The organism is Pseudomonas sp. NPDC086566 (genome assembly GCF_050280885.1).
Classification (GTDB): domain Bacteria; phylum Pseudomonadota; class Gammaproteobacteria; order Pseudomonadales; family Pseudomonadaceae; genus Aquipseudomonas; species Aquipseudomonas vlassakiae.
The window spans coordinates 451,909-468,793 of sequence record NZ_JBNNWD010000001.1 but is presented as its reverse complement, the minus strand read 5'-3'; the positions used below and the strand labels follow the sequence as shown (position 1 = coordinate 468,793).

Sequence of the window (16,885 nt, the reverse complement as noted above, 5' to 3'; positions counted from 1 at the left end):
GAACACTATGACCACAGCAATCGACCTGTTCGCCGGCCTCGGCGGATGGAGCACCGGCGCGCGCGCCGCAGGAGTCCAGGTTCTCTGGGCGGCAAACCACTGGCCGGTCGCCGTTGAATGGCACAGCGCCAATCACCCAGACACGCAGCACGTCTGCCAGGACCTGCACCAGGCGCGCTGGGAGCAGGTGCCGGCGCACGACGTCCTGCTTGCCTCGCCCTGCTGCCAGGGACACGCCAAGGCCCGCGGCAAGAAGTCGGGCAACCCCGAGCATGACGCCTCGCGCTCGACGGCCTGGGCGCCTGTATCGGCCCTTGAGTTCCACCGTCCGCAGGCGGCAGTGATCGAGAACGTGCCTGAGTTCACCGACTGGGTGCTCTACCCGGCCTGGCTGCAGGCGGTGCAGGCGCTGGGTTATCAAGCCGCGCCCCACATCGTGGACTGCGCCGACCTCGGCGTCCCACAGCACAGGGTGCGCCTGTTCATGGTGCTGACTCGCAGCAAGGCACCGCTGATGCTTCAGCTGCCGCAGGAACGACATGTGCCGGCTGCCAGCTTCCTCGAATTCGACTCCGGGCGATGGTCGCCAATCGAGAAGCCAGGACGGGCCCAGGCCACGCTCGACCGAGTGCGCAACGGGCGCCAGCGCTTCGGAGATCGTTTCATCATGCCCTATTACGGCAAGGGCTCCGGCACCACCGGCCGCGACATCAACCGGCCTATTGGCACCATCACCACCCTGGACCGCTGGGCCCTGGTCGACGGAGACCGCATGCGGATGCTCAGTGCCAGAGAGGCCCTGGCCGCCATGTCGTTCCCGGCTGACACCCTGCGCCCAGACAACCACCGGCTGACCATGCACATGGCCGGTAACGCGGTACCACCACTTGCGGGGCAGCGAGTAATCGAGGCGCTCCTGAAGGCCGCATAACCTCCCCTCGGGGCGCTAGCCGTTCTGTACTTCTCGTGCCTGTATGGTCGTGCCGTCGTACATGGTGAGTACGAGGTTTTTCAAGACGCCAGCCAGACGATTCGGAAATCGCGGGGTTCCATTTCCATCAACCTCGTTATAGATGAAGTTGTTTCCTTCGAGCCAGCCAATCGGCACTCGATGATGTTTGCAGTCGAAATACTGTCCATCTTGGAAAAAACCATCAAAGACCACCCCGTTTGCTGGATTTTCCAGGCAGTACCGCAGCCCAGGCTTCATTCCTGTGGAAGCTTCAAGCATTTCAATGCTCCTCAAATACGACCGAAGTTTTAGCGTAGTTGAAAGCTCCACTTGTCCCCTCAGTTTCGGCCCCGGAACAAAACTAAATAGAGGTATCCCATGACCACAGAAAACCGATCCAGCAACACCGAGATGGCTGCGAAGCTGAGCCCATGCCCGTTCTGCGGTCAACACGACGCCTTCGTGGAGCAGCTCGACAGCGATGCCTCTGTCGTCATCTGCCAAGGCCGAATTGACGAGTATTCAGCCTGCCTGGCTCGCGGGCCTGTCGGGGTCCAGCAGCACGAAGACGAGGTTCAGCCAGGCCGTGACCAGGCAGTGAAAGAGTGGAACAAGCGCGCCGCCGCTGTGCCCCACCCCGAACCTATAGCCTGGATGGTTGGCACTGCCCTGGTGGACCAAAGAAGAGGCAGAGAGGGATGCGGCAGAGATGAACCTACCAGTGATTGGCTTGGGCCCAATGACCGATACCGGCGAGACACAGCGGCTGCGAGAAGCGCTGAAGTTCTACGCCGACCGGGGCCACTTCGCTGAGGACATTGGCAGCGACTGGGACAACGTTAGCGGCGAGCCCGCCAACGTCCTATGGCACGAACAGGAAGCTTGGTTTGTCGAGGACGGCTCGATTGCCAGGGCCGCGCTGTTGAGAAAGTCTGAGCAGGATCAAGGCTGAGAATCGCAGATCCCTCTGCGATTTCGGGTCAGGCCGGTAACGAAGGCTGAGCTTTCTGGCTCAGGAAGATGGCCCAAGCATCATATGACTTCTGGTGCCAGACCACCGCGTCGTCCCAAGAAACGCCCTTGATCTCGCCGTTAGAAATTAGGTGCCTAAGCCTGGAATTTGAGGCATCCAATTCGAGGAGGTGCCGATGAGCCGCGTATCGAAAATCATCGTTGCTTAGCATTGGACTGTTGTCCTGAAGGGCTGGCTCGAGGATACGTGCCGATGTCCCTGTGCATTCATTGTGACATCAAATCGAAGCGGTTACTCCGTAAATCGGCACGGAGCACATTTGTACTCCACTGCGTTGTAACCCCTCTCCCTCTACCTGGATGCGGCGTGACGATCTGCTGCAGACACACCCTTTACAGCAATACGGCGAGCGCGACCCACGCCCCAATCGAGTGCCCGGGTCATCGACTCACCAGGCCGAGAATCGAAAGCCTCCTCATGGATGGCCATGCCGCTAAGTGCGTACACACCGATGAACATCTGGGTCGTACCAGTTCGCGACAGGCGCACCTGCACGTCAATGAAGGTGCCGTCACTGAGCGTTTCGTCGTGAGTGCGATGGTGCAACGTGGGGTCTGCCCAGTCCCAAAAAACATCACCGCGAATTCTCATGCCGCCCTCCTACGACTTTAGTTGTATGCCTCAACCCACCATAGCCAACGGGAAGCGGCAATCAACAGGACTCGGAAAGGTTGAGAACTGAATCGGACAAGCGGAGCGCGATCAATCAGGCTTGTCTATGGTTGCGGCGAAAGCCATCCAATCTTCGAACGCTTTACGATGCTGACTGCACACATAGTCCCACTCGGCGCCGGAGATATGCCCGTATGCAACCTGACTCATGGTGGCCGTAGTTTGCATGTCTAGCTCACGCAGCAACTCATACGCCCGAAACTGTTTCTCCCTGTTCACTCTATCCATCGTCGTCACCAATCTGTGAGGCACGCCGGAGAGCCTACCTACCCGGTGGACCCCACCTGCGCGACATAAGTCATTAAACCTCCTCTCTCCTCTATTCAATGACGCGATATGCACCCAGATCGGAATGATATTGGGTTCCGGCCGCTCAATTTCGGTAGGCTGAGCTAGCCTTGGAGGCTAGGAGACGTAACCACGGAGTGCTGATGGGTAGTAAAGATAAGCTGATCACCGTACCGCTCGACGTGCTGGAAGCAGCGCTGGAGGAACTACCGGAAGGAAGCGCAGCAGCGGTACGAATACTGAAAGCGCTAGAAGAAACACCGTCGAAGGAGCCAGTGGCGTACCTCGCCCAACGCCGAGACGGGAAGCAAGGCGGCAGGTTTTTTGCCACGCAGCCTGGGCGCCATTACGATCCCAAGTTCTACCGAGGCCCTATCCCAGTGTACGAGGGACCTGTCAGGTGACGGGGCGGGTTGGCCCGTCGCTTCGGGCCGACCCTTGTAACAACTCACCCGGATGCCACCGTCGGTCTCGCTGCAGACACGCCCTCAACGGCGATTTTCCGCGCCCGCCCTACACCCCAAGCCATCGCACGAGTCATCGACTCGCCAGGACGTGAATCGAACGCCTCCTCGTGTAAGGCCGCGCCTTCAGGTGCGTAAACGCCGATAAACATTTGTGTTTGCCCTGTGGATGAAAGCCTCACCTGCACATCAATATGCGTTCCGTCGTCCAGTGTTTCGTCATGGGTACGGTGGTGAAGCGTTGAATCGGCCCAATCCCAGAACACATTTCCACGAACTCGCATGTGACCCTCCTCCAATCTTTTTTTCATCCATTACAGGGCCAAAATAAATCACAAACAATAAAGTTCAAGTGACGTAGGTCAGAAAAACTAGCGAAGCGACAGCTGGCTTTAAACTTATACAATCTTGGAATTCTGTATAGGTTTTATAGGATCAAGAAGATTGCCCCCTTTTTCTCGCTTCGGCTGTAAGCGAATCGGCAAATTCAATCCAGGCGCTGAATGCAGCGCGGTGCGCATCGCATGCAGCTTGCCATTCTGGCCCTCCCAAGCGGCCGTACGCTACCTGATTCATAGTGTTTGAAGTGAGCGAGTCCAGCTCTCTCAGCAATGTGTAAGCGCGATATCTTTTTTCTATATCCGGCATGGTCTTTATCCATTTTGCACAGCAAGGATTTGAGCCTTCCAAGACTTCTGCCCGGTGGACCTCCCCTGGTCACACTTATTTCCTCCGATATTAACTAATCCGCCGAATGGCGGCGAGGCAAAGCTATGTCTCAAACATTTCCATACAGCAACGAGCGCCAGCTCTCCCCGCGAAACCCAACCCGAACCTACACCCGCACTGGCGCCTGGGCGCTGGATTGATGAGAGGTATGAGCTGTGACCGAGATCGAAGAACTACTGCTGGCCGCCAAGGCCGCCGGACTTGAAGTTGAGCCCTGCACATGCAGCGATCCGAAATGGCCGCTGCGCATCAAGGGGCAGTCGGGCACTCGGGCTCATTGGAACCCAAGCATCAACGACGGCGATGCATTCAAGCTGGCAATTGGCCTGGGCATGCAGATCAACGTCGAAGGATCTGGTGAGGATGAGGCCGTCTGGGCTGATGACACCATGATCTGGGTGAACAGCGAGTATGGCCAGGGTGATCGCCGGAAGGCGGCGCGTACAGCCATCGTCAGCGTTGCTGCTCAGCGCGGGGAGAAGATGCCATGACCGACTTGATCGAAGTGAAGACGGCAGACCTGGCCGGCGAGGCGCTGGGCTGGGCAGTTGGCAGGGCTGAAGGCCTGGACGTGTTCCTCGCACCGCCGCAGTACGGGGACCCCTGGCGTGTGTTTGCCCGGTACCAGGCCAGCGCCACCGAATACACCAAGCGCTTCAACCCTTGGGAGGACTGGGCGCTTGGTGGTCCGCTGATCGACAAGCACCACGTTCAGACAAGTTTCGATGGCGCGGGCTTCAGCCGAAGCCCAACCGGAGAGTACTGGTGCGCCTACGTCTGCAAGGCCACCGGCCAGGAAGTGTTTCCGAGCGGCGACGGACCCAGCGCGCTGACAGCCTCATGCCGAGCGATAGCGCAGGCCAAGCTCGGCGATACCGTCCAGGTACCGAAGGAGCTGATCCATGGCTGACTTCAACGACACACAGCGCCTGGACTTCATCTTGGCGCGAGGTCGGCAGGTCGTTTTGGAAGGGATGGGTACCAACGGTCGGGGCACCTTCTTCTACGAACTCTACGTGCAGGAAGGTGTCTGGCCAGACGCGAAGTACGCGTGCCTTCACCTCGAAGGCCCTGACGACTTTCAACCAAGTCAAGAGCAGAACCGCCAGGCTATCGACCTGGCAATGGAGGCCCAGCCATGATCCTGCCCCTGATGTACATGGCCTACCTGATCTACAGGGGGCCTCGATGAGCAAGAACTGCAACACCTGCAAATGGCTGGAGTGGGTTGACGGTGAAAGCGAGTCGGACACCGGCTTCACATGCAACAAGCGCCATCAGCAGATGTGGGCCGACGGCCGCGAGCAAGAGCTGCTCGACAACCTGGAGCGCGACGATTACCGCGCGCGCTACAAACGCTGCTTCGAGCCAGAAGCCTAACCCTTCCCCCTACTACTCAAGCCCGCCGACATGCGCGGGCGAGGATGACCTATGTCCGCAACCAACCGATTCCACCAGGTCGCCAACGATGCACTGGTGATGATCAGTGAGAACCTGCAGCCAGGCGCCAAATTGGCGCTGGTTATCTACACGGCAGGCGAGCCAGAGCTGGATATCGTTCTGAAGGACAGCGGCCTCGACGTCGATGAGGTCGTGAACACGTTGCGCCGGCGCGGAGGCCTCAGCCTCGACGGTGAAAACGTCTATAAGCGCTCGCTCTGCGAAGTCATCATCGGCGCCCTTGCCATGGGCAAACAGAACAATAACCCGCCGCCTGCCGATCACTGGGGCCTGGAATTCTGGGATATCGGGCGCGCCGAGGGCGCACTGCAGGAAGAACTGGTGCAGGCGCTGCGCCTGGTGCGCAAGGAGCTGGATTCCTGCCAACGCGTAATCCACTACGCCGGAGGCTTCACGCCTGCCTACGTCGACGATGCCCAAGCCGCTATCAAGGTTGCTGATGCGGTGCTTACGAAAATCCCCGCCTGACCACCAACCTGCCGCCACTGGCGGCCTGGAGACTCTGATGCATTCAAAAAGGAAAAAGCCAGGCGATGAACACGCCGGGCAGGAACAAGCCGTTGTCCAGGAAATGGACAAGGTAACGGAAGAGAAGATGGCCGACCTGTTGGGCATCACGCTGCGCGCCCTTCAAACCAGGCGACAGCGCGGAAAAATCCCCGAGGGCGTCTGGAACAAAAACGGTCGCAACATCATGTACAGCAGATGGAGATATGAGGAATGGCTCGAAAGCCTATGGGTCTGCCCCCTGGAATTGAAATCCGAGGAGACTCGCTCCGAATCCGTTTCACTTGGAACGGTGAGCGTCGCGGGGAAACCGTCGCACATCCCCCGACAGCGCAGGGGATCAAAGCTGCCAGCCGTTTACGTGATCAAGTAGTCAACCTGATCCGGCACAACCTACTCGATGATGAAAAGTACGCCGAGCTCTTCCCGGGCTCGGAGGCAGCGCGGCAAGCCGCAGACGCTATGCCCAGCCTGGGCGCCTACACCCAGATGTGGCTGGACAGCCGGGACATCGTTCAGGGCACCCGGAACAACTACAAGAGCATCTTCAACATCTACTGGATGCCATACCTCGGCTTGCGCCGGCTAGATATGATCACCCCAACCATGCTGCGCGGGGTGATTTCCCAGATCCAATGGACATCCGCCGGGGTGAAGCGCAATGCGATCATCAAGCTGTCGAGCGTATTCAAGACTGCTGTGTTCGACGGATTGATTACCAAGAATCCAACCGCCTCGCTCGACAAGCCGAGGCCGGTGAAGAAGGTCGTCGACCCCTATACCAGGACGGAGGCCGAGACAATCATCTCGCACCTCTATGCAACGCTTCCCAAGTACTCCCAAATCTACGCGGCGTTCTTCGAGTTCTGCTTCTTCACTGGGGTCAGGCCTGGCGAAGCCATGGGCCTGAAGTGGGAGGATGTCGACCTGGATCAGCGATCGGCAACGATTCGCCGGATCATCGTCAACCGAGCCCCCGAAGAGCGCACGAAGACTAAGCATCACCGGGTGGTGCTGCTCAACGAACGCGCTCTAAACGCCATCACCCAGGCCCAGCGGATGGCGACTCTTCGACGCATGGCGTCGAAATCGGCCCATCCAGTGAGCCCTTTTGTGTTCCAACCGAGCAAAGGTGGGCTGTGGATCAACGAGCCAAGTGTTACAATCCGCCACTTCAAATCGGCGCTCAAGGCGCTGGACATCCGTGAACGCCGTCAGTACGACACCCGCCACACCTACGCAACCATGTGCCTCATGTCTGGGATGAACCCTGCGTTCATCGCGAACCAGCTAGGCCACAGCGTCGAGATGTTGCTTTCTACCTACGCGAAATGGATCAGCTCCTCCTCGGATTGGAGGGAGCTGGAGAAGCTGCCGCCCCGAGTCGAATTGGCCCAAAATTGGCCCAAAACTGACGAGAGGGCCTAAATACACCTCTGGAACCCCCGCAGGACAAGCACTTGATCTCTACCGCCAACATCACCATGCAGTTCGGCTCCAAGCCGCTGTTCGAAAACGTTTCGGTCAAATTCAACAACGGCAACCGCTATGGCCTGATTGGCGCCAACGGTTGCGGCAAGTCGACCTTCATGAAGATCCTCGGCGGCGACCTGGAGCCATCCGCTGGCCAGGTCATGCTTGAGCCGAACACCCGCCTGGGTAAACTGCGCCAGGACCAGTTCGCCTACGAAGAATTCACCGTGATCGACACCGTGATCATGGGCCACGGCCAGCTGTGGAAGGTCAAGGCCGAGCGCGACCGTATCTACTCGCTGCCGGAAATGACCGAAGAGGACGGCATGGCCGTCGCCGAGCTGGAAACCGAATTCGCCGAAATGGACGGCTACACCGCCGAATCCCGCGCCGGTGAACTGCTGCTCGGCCTGGGTATTCCGCTGGAACAGCACTTTGGCCCGATGAGCGAAGTGGCACCTGGCTGGAAGCTGCGGGTACTGCTGGCCCAGGCACTGTTCTCGGACCCGGACGTGCTGCTGCTCGACGAACCGACCAACCACCTGGATATCAACACCATCCGCTGGCTGGAAAACATCCTCACGGCGCGTAACAGCACCATGATCATCATTTCCCACGACCGGCACTTCCTCAACAGTGTGTGCACGCACATGGCCGACCTGGACTACGGTGAGCTGCGCCTGTTCCCGGGCAACTACGACGAGTACATGACCGCCGCGACCCAGTCGCGCGAGCAGTTGCTTGCCGACAACGCCAAGAAGAAAGCCCAGATCGCCGAACTGCAGACCTTCGTCAGCCGCTTCTCGGCAAACGCCTCCAAGGCCAAGCAGGCGACTTCGCGTGCCAAGCAGATCGACAAGATCCAGCTGGCCGAGGTCAAGCCTTCGAGCCGTGTCAGCCCGTTCATTCGTTTTGAACAGAACAAGAAATTGCACCGCCAGGCGGTGGTCGTCGAGAAGATGGCCAAAGCCTTCGATGACAAGGTGCTGTTCAAGAACTTCGACATCACCGTTGAAGCAGGCGAGCGCGTGGCGATCATTGGCCCCAACGGTATCGGCAAGACCACCCTGCTGCGCACCCTGGTCGGCGAGATGACCCCGGATGCAGGTTCGGTTAAGTGGACCGACAGCGCTGAAGTGGGCTATTACGCCCAGGATCATGCCCACGATTTCGAAGAGGACATGACCCTGTTCGACTGGATGGGCCAGTGGACCAGCGGCGAGCAGGTGATCCGCGGCACCCTGGGGCGCATGCTGTTCTCCAACGACGAGATCCTCAAGTCGGTGAAGGTGATTTCAGGTGGTGAGCAAGGCCGCATGCTGTTCGGCAAGCTGATCCTGCAGAAGCCGAACGTGCTGGTGATGGACGAACCGACCAACCACCTGGACATGGAATCGATCGAAGCGCTGAACCTGGCGCTGGAAAACTACCCGGGCACCCTGCTGTTCGTCAGCCATGACCGCGAGTTCGTGTCGTCGCTGGCGACCCGTATCATCGAGCTGAGCCCTGATGGTGTCGTGGACTTCAGCGGGACTTATGACGACTACCTGCGCAGCCAGGGTGTCGTGGTCTGAAATAGCTGAGCTGGCCTGGTCACCTTGCGGGGGCCGGGCCGGCCTCTTCGCGGGCACGCCCGCGAAGAACCCACCGCCTATCCCACAAGATGACACTCCCGACGAATAATTCGTTAGCCTGCTTTCATTTCTTTCGCCTACCGTTCATCATCAGGGCACGCCCAACCGCCCGCCCGCGAACGTGCCCATGACAGCGCAACAGCCCGCCCCTGCCAGCAGTACCCTCAGCATTACCCTGCAGATCCTGTCGATCGTCTTCTATACCTTCATTGCCTTCCTCTGCATCGGCCTGCCAATCGCGGTGCTGCCCGGCTATGTGCACGACCAGCTGGGCTTCGGCGCGGTGGTTGCCGGAGTGACCATCGGCCTGCAGTACCTATCGACTCTGCTCAGCCGCCCTTTTGCCGGGCGCGTCGCCGATAGCCTGGGGGGTAAGAAAGCCATTGGCTATGGCTTGCTTGGCATCGCCGGTTGCGGGGTGCTGACGCTGCTTTCGGCCTGGTCGTTGCAGGTGCCGCTGCTGAGCCTGGCCCTGCTGCTCGGTGGCCGGGTGCTGCTAGGGCTGGCCCAAGGGCTGATCGGTGTCGCTACCTTGAGCTGGGGTATCAGCCACGTCGGCCCGGAACACACGGCGCGGGTGATCTCGTGGAATGGCATCGCCTCGTACGGGGCAATCGCCATCGGCGCGCCGATGGGTGTGCTGGCAGTCGCGGGCCTGGGTTTCAGCCTGCTTGGCCCTGCCCTGCTGATACTGGCGCTGCTGGCCTTGCTGGTGCTGCGCAAACGCCCCGACGTGGTGGTGACGCGCGGTGAGCGGCTACCCTTCTGGTCGGCCTTCGGCCGTGTCGCGCCCTGCGGCCTGGGGCTGACCCTGGCGTCGATCGGCTACGGCACACTGACCACCTTCGTCACCCTGTATTACCTGGAACGCGGCTGGGTTGGCGCCGCCTGGTGCCTGAGCGCCTTCGGCGTGTGCTTCATTATTTCTCGGCTGTTGTTCGTCAATGCGGTCAACCGCTTTGGCGGCTTCAACGTGGCCATGGCCTGCATGGCCACCGAAGTGATCGGCCTGAGCCTGCTGTGGCTGGCCCCCTCGCCGCCCTGGGCAATGGTCGGCGCCGGTCTGACCGGCTTCGGCCTGTCGCTGGTGTATCCGGCACTGGGCGTCGAAGCCATCAAGCAGGTGCCGAGCAGCAGCCGGGGCGCCGGGCTGGGGGCCTATGCCGTGTTCTTCGACATGGCACTGGCCATCGCCGGCCCGTTGATGGGCGCGGTGGCCGTGCACCTGGGGTATGCCTCGATCTTCTGCGTCGCAGCCCTGCTGGCTTTGGCCGGTGTCGGCCTGACACTGCTACTGGCGCGGCGCAGCCGCCGCGGCTGAGCGCTCGGCCGGCTCCGGTGCGCCCAGGGCCTGGGTGAAGAACGCGGCCGTGTCGCGCTGCAGCGAATGATGGATGTGGCGCCGGTCGACACCCTCGGCGTCCTTGCACAGCGCCGGCATACGCGCCCGCTGCTCCTCGTCGCAGCGGGCCATGAACACGAAATGCCCGGCCCCCTCCAGCAAACGGTAATCCGGGGTGATCGGTAGCTTGCGCGCCAGTTCTTCGGCATTGCGGTCCACCGCCACCAACTGGTCGCTGTCGCCGCTGTAGATCAGCGCAGGCACTTTCACAGCAGCCAGGGCATGGCGGCCAAACAGCAGGCTCAGGGGTGCCATCAGCATCACCGCACCTACCCGGGGGTCAGCCTTGGGCGCCAGCTCGCTGCGGTCGGCAATCAGCACACCGTGGGTCTTGCAGGCATCGGCATCACCGGGGCGCTCCAGGCAATAGCGGCGCAGGCGATCCAGGTCGGGCTGGGCGCCGGACAAGATCAACGCGGTTTCACCGCCAGCCGAATAGCCGATCACACCGACCTTGCCATCATTCAGGTAAGGGCCAAGCAACGCGTCTTCACGGGCCGACGTGATGGCCTCGCTGACCTGCAGGGGCCGACCATAGAGATTGCTCAGCGTGCCGAGGCGGCTGTGGTCGCGGGCGTTGTCGCCCGGGTGTACGACCGCCACCACGACGAAGCCCTGGCGAGCCAGGGACGTAGCCAGGTAATGCAGCGCCAGCGGGCTGCCAGTGTTGCCGTGGGACAGCACCAGCAACGGAAACTGCCCAAGGGCGACCGGGGCCTCTTCAGCAACATCGATGGGGTAGCCGTCGATGCGGATATTGCGCGGCGTACCCAGGGATGGATAGAACGCCAAGGCCTGCATTGGCCGGGCATCGACCGGGTCATCCAGGGTCATGTGATGCAAACCGGCAACCCAAGGCGAGGCCTCGGCTTGGCTCAACAGGCCACCGAGCAGCAATGCCAGCAAACAGCGGGGAGTGTTCATGGGTGAGCTATCGCGCAGCAGGCACCAGGATAGCGTCAGCATAGAACCGGCATGGGCACCGGCACATGAAAACTGGATGAAAAAAAGCCGACTGGCGCATGAAACGCCAGCCGGCTCGTCTGCCGCCAGAGGATCAGGCTGCGGCGAACAGCTCGTTGGCAATCTGCGCCTGGGCGGCGTCGATGGCCTGGGTACGGTGCTCCGGGCCATAGGCCAGGCCGTGGGCGCGGACGACTTCCAGGTCGGTGATGCCGATGAAGCCGAGGAACACCTTGAGGAAATCTTCATGGCCAACGCCGGTCGGCTGGCCAGCGTGCAGGCCACCGGCGGTAGAGACCAGCACCACTTTCTTGTTGCCGCACAGGCCTTCCGGGCCGGCTTCGGTGTAGCGGAAGGTCTTGCCCGCCACGGCCACACGGTCGATCCAGGCCTTGAGCTGGGTCGGCACACTGAAGTTGTACATCGGCGCGCCAATCACCACGGCGTCGGCAGCCAGGAATTCTTCCAGGGTTTCGGCGCTCAGCTTGGCTTCGAAGGCCTGGGCGGCGTCACGGGCTTCTTCCGGGGTACCGGCGGCCATCAGGGTGGCGGATGAGAAGTGGGCGATGGCGTCGGCGGCCAGGTCACGGTAGACCACTTCGATGCTTGGATCTGCAGCTTTCCAGGCTTCGACAACGTCGCGGCTCAGTTGGCGAGAGGCGGAATTGTCGCCCAGGATGCTCGAATCGATATGCAACAGTTTCATGGGACTCTCCTGTGAGTGAAGACCGCAGCGGAGGGCGATCACGATGGGAAGAATCCTACCGGGACGACCAATAGCTGAAAAGTCGCTAAAAATGCGTTAGTTTGTCCCACAGGTAGAACAGTGAGCCGGTACCATGCAAGACCTCAATGACCTCTTCTATTTTGCCCAGGTGGTCGAAGCCGGCGGTTTTGCTGCCGCCGGTCGCCAGCTGGGCATCCCCAAATCGCGCCTGTCGCGGCGTATTGCCGAACTCGAGGAACGCCTCGGCACCCGCTTGCTGCAACGCACCACGCGCCAGCTCAAACTCACTGCCGTGGGTGAACGCTACCTGCATCACTGCCAGGCCATGCTGCTGGAGGCCGAGGCCGCCGACGAGGTGGTGGCGAGCATGAGCAGCGAGCCGCGCGGGCGGCTGCGTGTGTCGTGCCCGGTGGCATTGGCACATGCCTTTCTCCCGGACATCATCAGCCGTTTTCTTGAGCAGTATCCGCAGGTGCAGCTGGACATGGTCCTGCTCAACCGCCGGGTCGACCTGATTTCCGAAGGCATCGACGTAGCCCTGCGCGTACGCGACCTGGGCGACGAAGACCCGGCCCTGGTCACTCGCCGGCTGCGCCAGGCGCAAATGCAACTGGTGGCAGCGCCTGGCTTTGCCGAGTACCTGCGCGAGCCCGCCGAACTGGCCACATTGCCCGTGCTGGGAGCCGCCGAAGCCGATCGGTTGGTGCACTTTCGCTTGTTCGGGCCCAATGGCCGGCAACAGGAAATCGCCCTGGAGCCACGCCTGGCGATTGACGATTTTGTCGTGCGTAATGCTGCCGTGCGCGCCGGGCTGGGCTTTACCGCCCTGCCCAGCATGTTCTGCGAAGAGGAACTGGAACGTGGCGAGTTGGTGAGGCTACTGCCGGACTGGTCATTGCCTGGCGGCTACCTGCAGGCGGTCTACCCTCATCGGCGTGGCTTGTTACCGGCCGTGCGGGCCTGGATAGACCACTTGGCGGTGTCGTTCGAGGCGTGTGGGGAGCGTTATGTCTAGGCAGAAGATGAGCGAAGAGCAGGTGGCGGCGTTCTGCCTTAGCCTGCCGGGTGCGCGGGAAGACTACAAATGGGGCGGCGTGCGGGTGTTCTCCGTGGCCGGCAACAAGATGTTCGCGGTGCTCGACCTGGCTGGCGCCGGGTTATCGTTCAAGGTGGCCGATGAGCTGTTCCTGGGCTATTGCGACCGGCCTGGGGTGCGGCCCGCGCCCTATCTGGCACGGGCCAAGTGGATCAGCATGGCGCCACCCTACCCCATGGCCCGTGAAGAATTGTGCGACCTGCTGCAGCGCTCGCACCAACTGGTGGTGCGGCGGCTGCCAAAACGGCTGCAGGCAGGCCTGCTGAGCTGATTAGTTGAACGGCAGAAAACGGCTGCCCAGAAACAGGTAATCGAGCCAGAACACTTGGTGCAGCAGCACGATGCCCCAGAACACCAGCTGGTAGGACAGCTTGCGCGTCTTGTGCCGAAACAGCTGCTGCGCCACCAGTGCGCCGGGCCAGCCCCCCAGCAACTCGCTGGCATGCAGTACCTTTTCAGGTGTGCGCCAGGCGTCGCCCTGGGCTTGGCGTTTATCCTGCCAGTACAGCAGCAGGCTGATCAGGCTGACCAGCGGGTACACCGCCAGTGGCGCCCAACTCTGCCCGTTCCAGGCCATGTTCGCTGCGCCAAGCCCTGGCAGCAGACACAGCACGGCCAGCAGCAACAGCTTGGCGCGGGCATTGCGCACGCCCTGCGTGCGTCCGGCGCCACGTGACGTTGTGAACTGAACCCGCGCCATGTCAGCTGTGCGCCGTCGCCCAGTCGACCCAGCCGAACTGCCAGGTCGCCAGGATCAGCAGGCCAAAGACGATGCGATACCAGGCAAAAGCCGCATAGCTGTGGTTGGCGATGAACTTCAGCAACGCCCGCACAGCAATCATGGCGAAGATGAACGAGGTCACAAAACCGATGGCGAAAACCGGCAGGTCACTGGGTTCGAACAGGTGGCGGTACTTGTAGCCCGAATACACCGCTGCGCCGACCATGGTCGGCATTGCCAGGAAGAACGAGAATTCGGTGGCTGCCTTGCGCGACAGGCCAAACAACAGGCCGCCGATGATGGTGGAACCCGAGCGCGAGGTACCCGGGATCATCGCCAGGCACTGCACGAGGCCAATCTTCAAGGCGTGGGACCAGCGCATGTCGTCGACATGGTCGACCGCTACGCTGTGCTGGCGGCGCTCAGCCCACAGCATGATCACGCCACCGATCACCAGCGCCGTCGCCACGGTGATCGGGTTGAACAGATATTGATGGATCAGGTCGGCGAACAGTACACCCAATACCACTGCCGGCAGGAACGCCAGCAGCAGGTTACCGGTAAAGCGCCGCGCCTTCGGTTGGCTGGCCAGGCCGAACACCACGTCGAGGATCTTGCTGCGAAACTCCCACACGACCGCGAGGATCGCCGCCAACTGGATAATGATGTTGAACGCCATGGCCCGTTCGCCACCAAACCCGATCAGGTCGGCGACGATGATCTGGTGACCGGTACTGGAAATCGGCAGGAACTCCGTGAGCCCCTCGACCACACCTAAGATGATTGCCTGGAAGGCAGTCCAAAAATCCATCATTCCCCCGATGAAGCACTGCTGCTTGCAGGCCTCTTATTCTTGATTTGCTTTTGATTGCCGCACGCGGCGCGCCTTTTTACAGCGACTTCTGGGACCTATGCCAGTGGAAAAGTTCACCTTGGCTAAAGGTTTCATCTTGCCCGGCCGAGATCCTATCAAAGCGGCAAAGCAAACACGCATTCGGCCTGAGGCAGAGTAGCCAACAACTAGCACTTAGCCATTAGTCGAGTGCCTGCCGTCTGCAAAGCATGCTTGGATGCACCTGAATAAGAAGAACAATGCAGGAGAGGATTCGATGAAGGCATTGCGGTCGATGTCGATCAGCCGTCGGTTATGGCTGATTCTGGTGGTTGCGGTGGGCATGCTGGTGATGCTCGGCCTGCTGATGCTGCGCCAGATCCATGGCGACCTGTACCAGGCCAAGGCGGAAAAGACCCGCCACGTGGTGCAGACCGCCGCTGGCGTGCTGGCCTACTACCAAGGCCTCGAGGCCACCGGCACACTCAGCCGTGCAGCGGCCCAGCAGCAGGCCCTGCAAGTGGTGCGGGCGCTGCGCTACGACCAGAACGACTACTTCTGGATCAACGACCTGGGGCCGAAGATGATCATGCATCCGGCCAACCCCAAGCTTGACGGCCAGGACCTCTCCGCCATTCGCGACCCGGACGGCTTCGCAGTGTTCAACGAGATGGTGGCCCTCGCCCGCAGCCAGGGTGCCGGCCCGGTCGACTATCGCTGGCCCAAGCCGGGTGCCAGCGAGCCGGTGGCCAAGACCTCCTATATCCAGCTGTTCGAGCCTTGGGGCTGGATCATCGGTTCTGGCGTCTACGTCGACGATGTGCAAGCCGAATTCGCCCGCCAGTTGCGTGATGCCTCACTGGTCGGCCTGGCCATCGCCGTGCTGATGGCCCTGGTGGTCATGCTGATTGCCCGCAGCATTGCCCGCCCCCTGCAGGAAGCGGTGCAGGCGATGGGCAACATCGCCAGCGGCGAAAGCGACCTGACCCGCCGCCTGGACACCCACGGCCACGACGAGATCACCCACCTGGGCCGGCACTTCAACCAGTTCAACGGCAAACTGCAAGGGGTGATCGGCCAGCTTCAGGGTGCCGCTCACGCCCTGGCGCAGTCGGCCGGGCACGTGGGCGACAACGCTGGCGCTGCTCAGCAGCACAGCGCCCAGCAGTCCCTACAGATGGACCAGGTGGCGACGGCGGTGAACGAAGTCACCTATGCCGTGCAGGACGTGGCCAAGACCGCCGAACAGGCCGCCGCTGAGATGCGCGCCGCGCAGCAGCAGGTGGAACACGGCCAGCAGGCCATTGACGGCAGCCTGCAACAGATCGACCGCCTTTCGACGACCATCGATCAGGCCGTGCAGGTGATCCGTGAGCTGGCCGGGCACAGCACCAAGATTGGCGGGGTGCTGGAAGTGATCCGCGCCATCGCCGAACAGACCAACCTGCTGGCCCTCAATGCGGCCATCGAAGCCGCTCGCGCTGGCGAACAGGGCCGCGGCTTTGCCGTGGTTGCCGACGAGGTACGCCTGCTGGCACAACGCACCGCGCAGTCGACGGCCGAGATCCACACCATGATCGAGCATTTGCAAGGCCAATCCGATGCCGCGGTCAAAGCCATCGATACCAGCAGCGAGGCCTCGCGCCAGACCGTGCACCAGGCCCGCGAGGCCGGTACCAGCCTCGTTGCCATCAGCCAGGCGCTGCATAACCTCACTGCACTCAACGCGTCGATCGCCAGTGCCACCTTGCAGCAGTCGCATGTGGTCGAGGAAATCAACCGCAATGTGCTGGACACCGCCGGCTTGTCGCAGCAGACCGCCGACGCCGCGCGCCAGTCCAGCGACGCCGGCATGGCCCTTGGGCAGCTGAGCGAGGAACTTGAACAACTCTTGCGCCAGTTCCGCGTCTGAACCAGGCGTGACCCTCGGC

At 61.3% G+C, this 16,885-nt stretch carries 22 protein-coding genes and 1 pseudogene; 16 read left to right on the top strand and 7 right to left on the bottom strand.

The annotated features are described in order from the left end of the window. The first annotated feature begins 7 nt into the window (after positions 1-7). The gene (locus ACQKPS_RS02165) at positions 8-931 is read left to right on the top strand and encodes a DNA cytosine methyltransferase (RefSeq protein WP_427602411.1); all 924 of its coding nucleotides are present in this window, start codon (positions 8-10) and stop codon (positions 929-931) included. A gap of 15 nt (positions 932-946) precedes the next feature. Here the strand turns inward: ACQKPS_RS02165 and ACQKPS_RS02160 are convergent, their stop codons facing one another. Continuing rightward, positions 947-1,231, bottom strand: coding sequence for a hypothetical protein (locus ACQKPS_RS02160; protein ID WP_427602409.1), 285 nt, complete (start codon positions 1,229-1,231; stop codon positions 947-949). Between the two features lie 99 nt (positions 1,232-1,330). Here ACQKPS_RS02160 and ACQKPS_RS02155 point away from each other — a divergent pair, with 99 nt between their 5' ends. Then, positions 1,331-1,765, top strand: a complete 435-nt coding sequence (locus tag ACQKPS_RS02155; protein ID WP_427602407.1) for a Lar family restriction alleviation protein — start codon at positions 1,331-1,333, stop codon at positions 1,763-1,765. Next, entirely contained in the window at positions 1,692-1,904 is a 213-nt protein-coding gene (locus ACQKPS_RS02150) for a hypothetical protein (protein WP_427602895.1), read from the top strand. Before ACQKPS_RS02155 ends, ACQKPS_RS02150 begins: the two co-directional genes overlap by 74 nt. A gap of 372 nt (positions 1,905-2,276) precedes the next feature. Here the strand turns inward: ACQKPS_RS02150 and ACQKPS_RS02145 are convergent, their stop codons facing one another. Then, complete coding sequence (locus ACQKPS_RS02145; protein ID WP_427602405.1) at positions 2,277-2,576, bottom strand: hypothetical protein; 300 nt, start codon at positions 2,574-2,576, stop codon at positions 2,277-2,279. Positions 2,577-3,393: 817 nt separating this feature from the next. Continuing rightward, a complete protein-coding gene (locus tag ACQKPS_RS02140; protein ID WP_427602403.1) occupies positions 3,394-3,693 on the bottom strand; it encodes a hypothetical protein in 300 nt (99 codons plus the stop codon). A gap of 600 nt (positions 3,694-4,293) precedes the next feature. On the opposite strand from ACQKPS_RS02140, the gene ACQKPS_RS02135 reads away from it, so the two are divergent. From ACQKPS_RS02135 to ACQKPS_RS02095, 9 genes are all read left to right on the top strand, one after another. Beyond that, complete coding sequence (locus ACQKPS_RS02135; protein WP_427602402.1) at positions 4,294-4,629, top strand: hypothetical protein; 336 nt, start codon at positions 4,294-4,296, stop codon at positions 4,627-4,629. Next, a complete protein-coding gene (locus tag ACQKPS_RS02130; protein WP_427602400.1) occupies positions 4,626-5,048 on the top strand; it encodes a DUF2591 domain-containing protein in 423 nt (140 codons plus the stop codon). The genes ACQKPS_RS02135 and ACQKPS_RS02130 overlap by 4 nt, the downstream gene beginning before the upstream one ends. Continuing rightward, positions 5,041-5,280 carry a hypothetical protein gene (locus ACQKPS_RS02125; RefSeq protein WP_427602398.1) on the top strand — a complete coding sequence of 80 codons (240 nt, stop codon included), beginning with the start codon at positions 5,041-5,043 and terminating at the stop codon, positions 5,278-5,280. Before ACQKPS_RS02130 ends, ACQKPS_RS02125 begins: the two co-directional genes overlap by 8 nt. 46 nt (positions 5,281-5,326) lie before the next feature. Continuing rightward, positions 5,327-5,518: a hypothetical protein gene (locus ACQKPS_RS02120; protein ID WP_028698342.1), complete on the top strand. Its 192-nt coding sequence runs from the start codon at positions 5,327-5,329 to the stop codon at positions 5,516-5,518. A gap of 51 nt (positions 5,519-5,569) precedes the next feature. After that, a complete protein-coding gene (locus tag ACQKPS_RS02115) occupies positions 5,570-6,067 on the top strand; it encodes a hypothetical protein (RefSeq protein WP_427602396.1) in 498 nt (165 codons plus the stop codon). Positions 6,068-6,104: 37 nt separating this feature from the next. Then, positions 6,105-6,479, top strand: a complete 375-nt coding sequence (locus tag ACQKPS_RS02110; RefSeq protein WP_349306174.1) for a hypothetical protein — start codon at positions 6,105-6,107, stop codon at positions 6,477-6,479. Then, on the top strand, positions 6,380-7,534 hold the full coding sequence (locus tag ACQKPS_RS02105; protein ID WP_427602884.1) for a tyrosine-type recombinase/integrase: 1,155 nt from the start codon (positions 6,380-6,382) through the stop codon (positions 7,532-7,534). The genes ACQKPS_RS02110 and ACQKPS_RS02105 overlap by 100 nt, the downstream gene beginning before the upstream one ends. Positions 7,535-7,566: 32 nt before the next feature. Next, positions 7,567-9,153 carry an ABC-F family ATPase gene (locus ACQKPS_RS02100; protein ID WP_254479997.1) on the top strand — a complete coding sequence of 529 codons (1,587 nt, stop codon included), beginning with the start codon at positions 7,567-7,569 and terminating at the stop codon, positions 9,151-9,153. Positions 9,154-9,340: 187 nt separating this feature from the next. Continuing rightward, the gene (locus ACQKPS_RS02095; RefSeq protein ID WP_254479998.1) at positions 9,341-10,534 is read left to right on the top strand and encodes an MFS transporter; all 1,194 of its coding nucleotides are present in this window, start codon (positions 9,341-9,343) and stop codon (positions 10,532-10,534) included. On the opposite strand, the gene ACQKPS_RS02090 is transcribed toward ACQKPS_RS02095, so the two are convergent. Further along, positions 10,505-11,539: an alpha/beta hydrolase family protein gene (locus ACQKPS_RS02090; protein ID WP_427602394.1), complete on the bottom strand. Its 1,035-nt coding sequence runs from the start codon at positions 11,537-11,539 to the stop codon at positions 10,505-10,507. The two genes, ACQKPS_RS02095 and ACQKPS_RS02090, sit on opposite strands and share 30 nt — an antisense overlap. Before the next feature lie 133 nt (positions 11,540-11,672). Beyond that, on the bottom strand, positions 11,673-12,284 hold the full coding sequence (locus ACQKPS_RS02085) for an FMN-dependent NADH-azoreductase (RefSeq protein WP_254480000.1): 612 nt from the start codon (positions 12,282-12,284) through the stop codon (positions 11,673-11,675). A 133-nt stretch (positions 12,285-12,417) separates the two neighbouring features. On the opposite strand from ACQKPS_RS02085, the gene ACQKPS_RS02080 reads away from it, so the two are divergent. After that, positions 12,418-13,320, top strand: coding sequence for a LysR substrate-binding domain-containing protein (locus ACQKPS_RS02080; protein WP_427602392.1), 903 nt, complete (start codon positions 12,418-12,420; stop codon positions 13,318-13,320). Then, on the top strand, positions 13,313-13,672 hold the full coding sequence (locus tag ACQKPS_RS02075) for an MmcQ/YjbR family DNA-binding protein (RefSeq protein WP_313201181.1): 360 nt from the start codon (positions 13,313-13,315) through the stop codon (positions 13,670-13,672). Before ACQKPS_RS02080 ends, ACQKPS_RS02075 begins: the two co-directional genes overlap by 8 nt. Here the strand turns inward: ACQKPS_RS02075 and ACQKPS_RS02070 are convergent, their stop codons facing one another. Both ACQKPS_RS02070 and ACQKPS_RS02065 read right to left on the bottom strand, forming a co-directional pair. Next, positions 13,673-14,101: a DUF1294 domain-containing protein gene (locus ACQKPS_RS02070; protein WP_427602390.1), complete on the bottom strand. Its 429-nt coding sequence runs from the start codon at positions 14,099-14,101 to the stop codon at positions 13,673-13,675. A gap of 1 nt (position 14,102) precedes the next feature. Then, positions 14,103-14,933: an undecaprenyl-diphosphate phosphatase gene (locus ACQKPS_RS02065; protein WP_254480004.1), complete on the bottom strand. Its 831-nt coding sequence runs from the start codon at positions 14,931-14,933 to the stop codon at positions 14,103-14,105. 259 nt (positions 14,934-15,192) lie between these two features. Between ACQKPS_RS02065 and ACQKPS_RS02060 the strand changes: the two are divergent. Then, positions 15,193-15,993, top strand: a pseudogene (locus ACQKPS_RS02060) (cache domain-containing protein); the annotation flags it as partial. Positions 15,994-16,131: 138 nt separating this feature from the next. Then, positions 16,132-16,866 (top strand): methyl-accepting chemotaxis protein, encoded by a 735-nt coding sequence (locus ACQKPS_RS02055; protein WP_409519851.1) that lies wholly within the window; start codon positions 16,132-16,134, stop codon positions 16,864-16,866. The last annotated feature ends 19 nt before the right edge of the window (positions 16,867-16,885 follow it).

What these genes read in the sequence shown, in the direction of transcription:
- ACQKPS_RS02165 (WP_427602411.1), top strand. Translation starts at nt 8, where the DNA reads ATGACCACAGCAATCGACCTGTTCGCCGGCCTCGGCGGATGGAGCACC.
- ACQKPS_RS02160 (WP_427602409.1), bottom strand. Translation starts at nt 1,231, where the DNA reads ATGCTTGAAGCTTCCACAGGAATGAAGCCTGGGCTGCGGTACTGCCTG.
- ACQKPS_RS02155 (WP_427602407.1), top strand. Translation starts at nt 1,331, where the DNA reads ATGACCACAGAAAACCGATCCAGCAACACCGAGATGGCTGCGAAGCTG.
- ACQKPS_RS02150 (WP_427602895.1), top strand. Translation starts at nt 1,692, where the DNA reads ATGACCGATACCGGCGAGACACAGCGGCTGCGAGAAGCGCTGAAGTTC.
- ACQKPS_RS02145 (WP_427602405.1), bottom strand. Translation starts at nt 2,576, where the DNA reads ATGAGAATTCGCGGTGATGTTTTTTGGGACTGGGCAGACCCCACGTTG.
- ACQKPS_RS02140 (WP_427602403.1), bottom strand. Translation starts at nt 3,693, where the DNA reads ATGCGAGTTCGTGGAAATGTGTTCTGGGATTGGGCCGATTCAACGCTT.
- ACQKPS_RS02130 (WP_427602400.1), top strand. Translation starts at nt 4,626, where the DNA reads ATGACCGACTTGATCGAAGTGAAGACGGCAGACCTGGCCGGCGAGGCG.
- ACQKPS_RS02125 (WP_427602398.1), top strand. Translation starts at nt 5,041, where the DNA reads ATGGCTGACTTCAACGACACACAGCGCCTGGACTTCATCTTGGCGCGA.
- ACQKPS_RS02120 (WP_028698342.1), top strand. Translation starts at nt 5,327, where the DNA reads ATGAGCAAGAACTGCAACACCTGCAAATGGCTGGAGTGGGTTGACGGT.
- ACQKPS_RS02115 (WP_427602396.1), top strand. Translation starts at nt 5,570, where the DNA reads ATGTCCGCAACCAACCGATTCCACCAGGTCGCCAACGATGCACTGGTG.
- ACQKPS_RS02110 (WP_349306174.1), top strand. Translation starts at nt 6,105, where the DNA reads ATGCATTCAAAAAGGAAAAAGCCAGGCGATGAACACGCCGGGCAGGAA.
- ACQKPS_RS02095 (WP_254479998.1), top strand. Translation starts at nt 9,341, where the DNA reads ATGACAGCGCAACAGCCCGCCCCTGCCAGCAGTACCCTCAGCATTACC.
- ACQKPS_RS02090 (WP_427602394.1), bottom strand. Translation starts at nt 11,539, where the DNA reads ATGAACACTCCCCGCTGTTTGCTGGCATTGCTGCTCGGTGGCCTGTTG.
- ACQKPS_RS02085 (WP_254480000.1), bottom strand. Translation starts at nt 12,284, where the DNA reads ATGAAACTGTTGCATATCGATTCGAGCATCCTGGGCGACAATTCCGCC.
- ACQKPS_RS02080 (WP_427602392.1), top strand. Translation starts at nt 12,418, where the DNA reads ATGCAAGACCTCAATGACCTCTTCTATTTTGCCCAGGTGGTCGAAGCC.
- ACQKPS_RS02075 (WP_313201181.1), top strand. Translation starts at nt 13,313, where the DNA reads ATGTCTAGGCAGAAGATGAGCGAAGAGCAGGTGGCGGCGTTCTGCCTT.
- ACQKPS_RS02070 (WP_427602390.1), bottom strand. Translation starts at nt 14,101, where the DNA reads ATGGCGCGGGTTCAGTTCACAACGTCACGTGGCGCCGGACGCACGCAG.
- ACQKPS_RS02065 (WP_254480004.1), bottom strand. Translation starts at nt 14,933, where the DNA reads ATGGATTTTTGGACTGCCTTCCAGGCAATCATCTTAGGTGTGGTCGAG.
- ACQKPS_RS02055 (WP_409519851.1), top strand. Translation starts at nt 16,132, where the DNA reads ATGGACCAGGTGGCGACGGCGGTGAACGAAGTCACCTATGCCGTGCAG.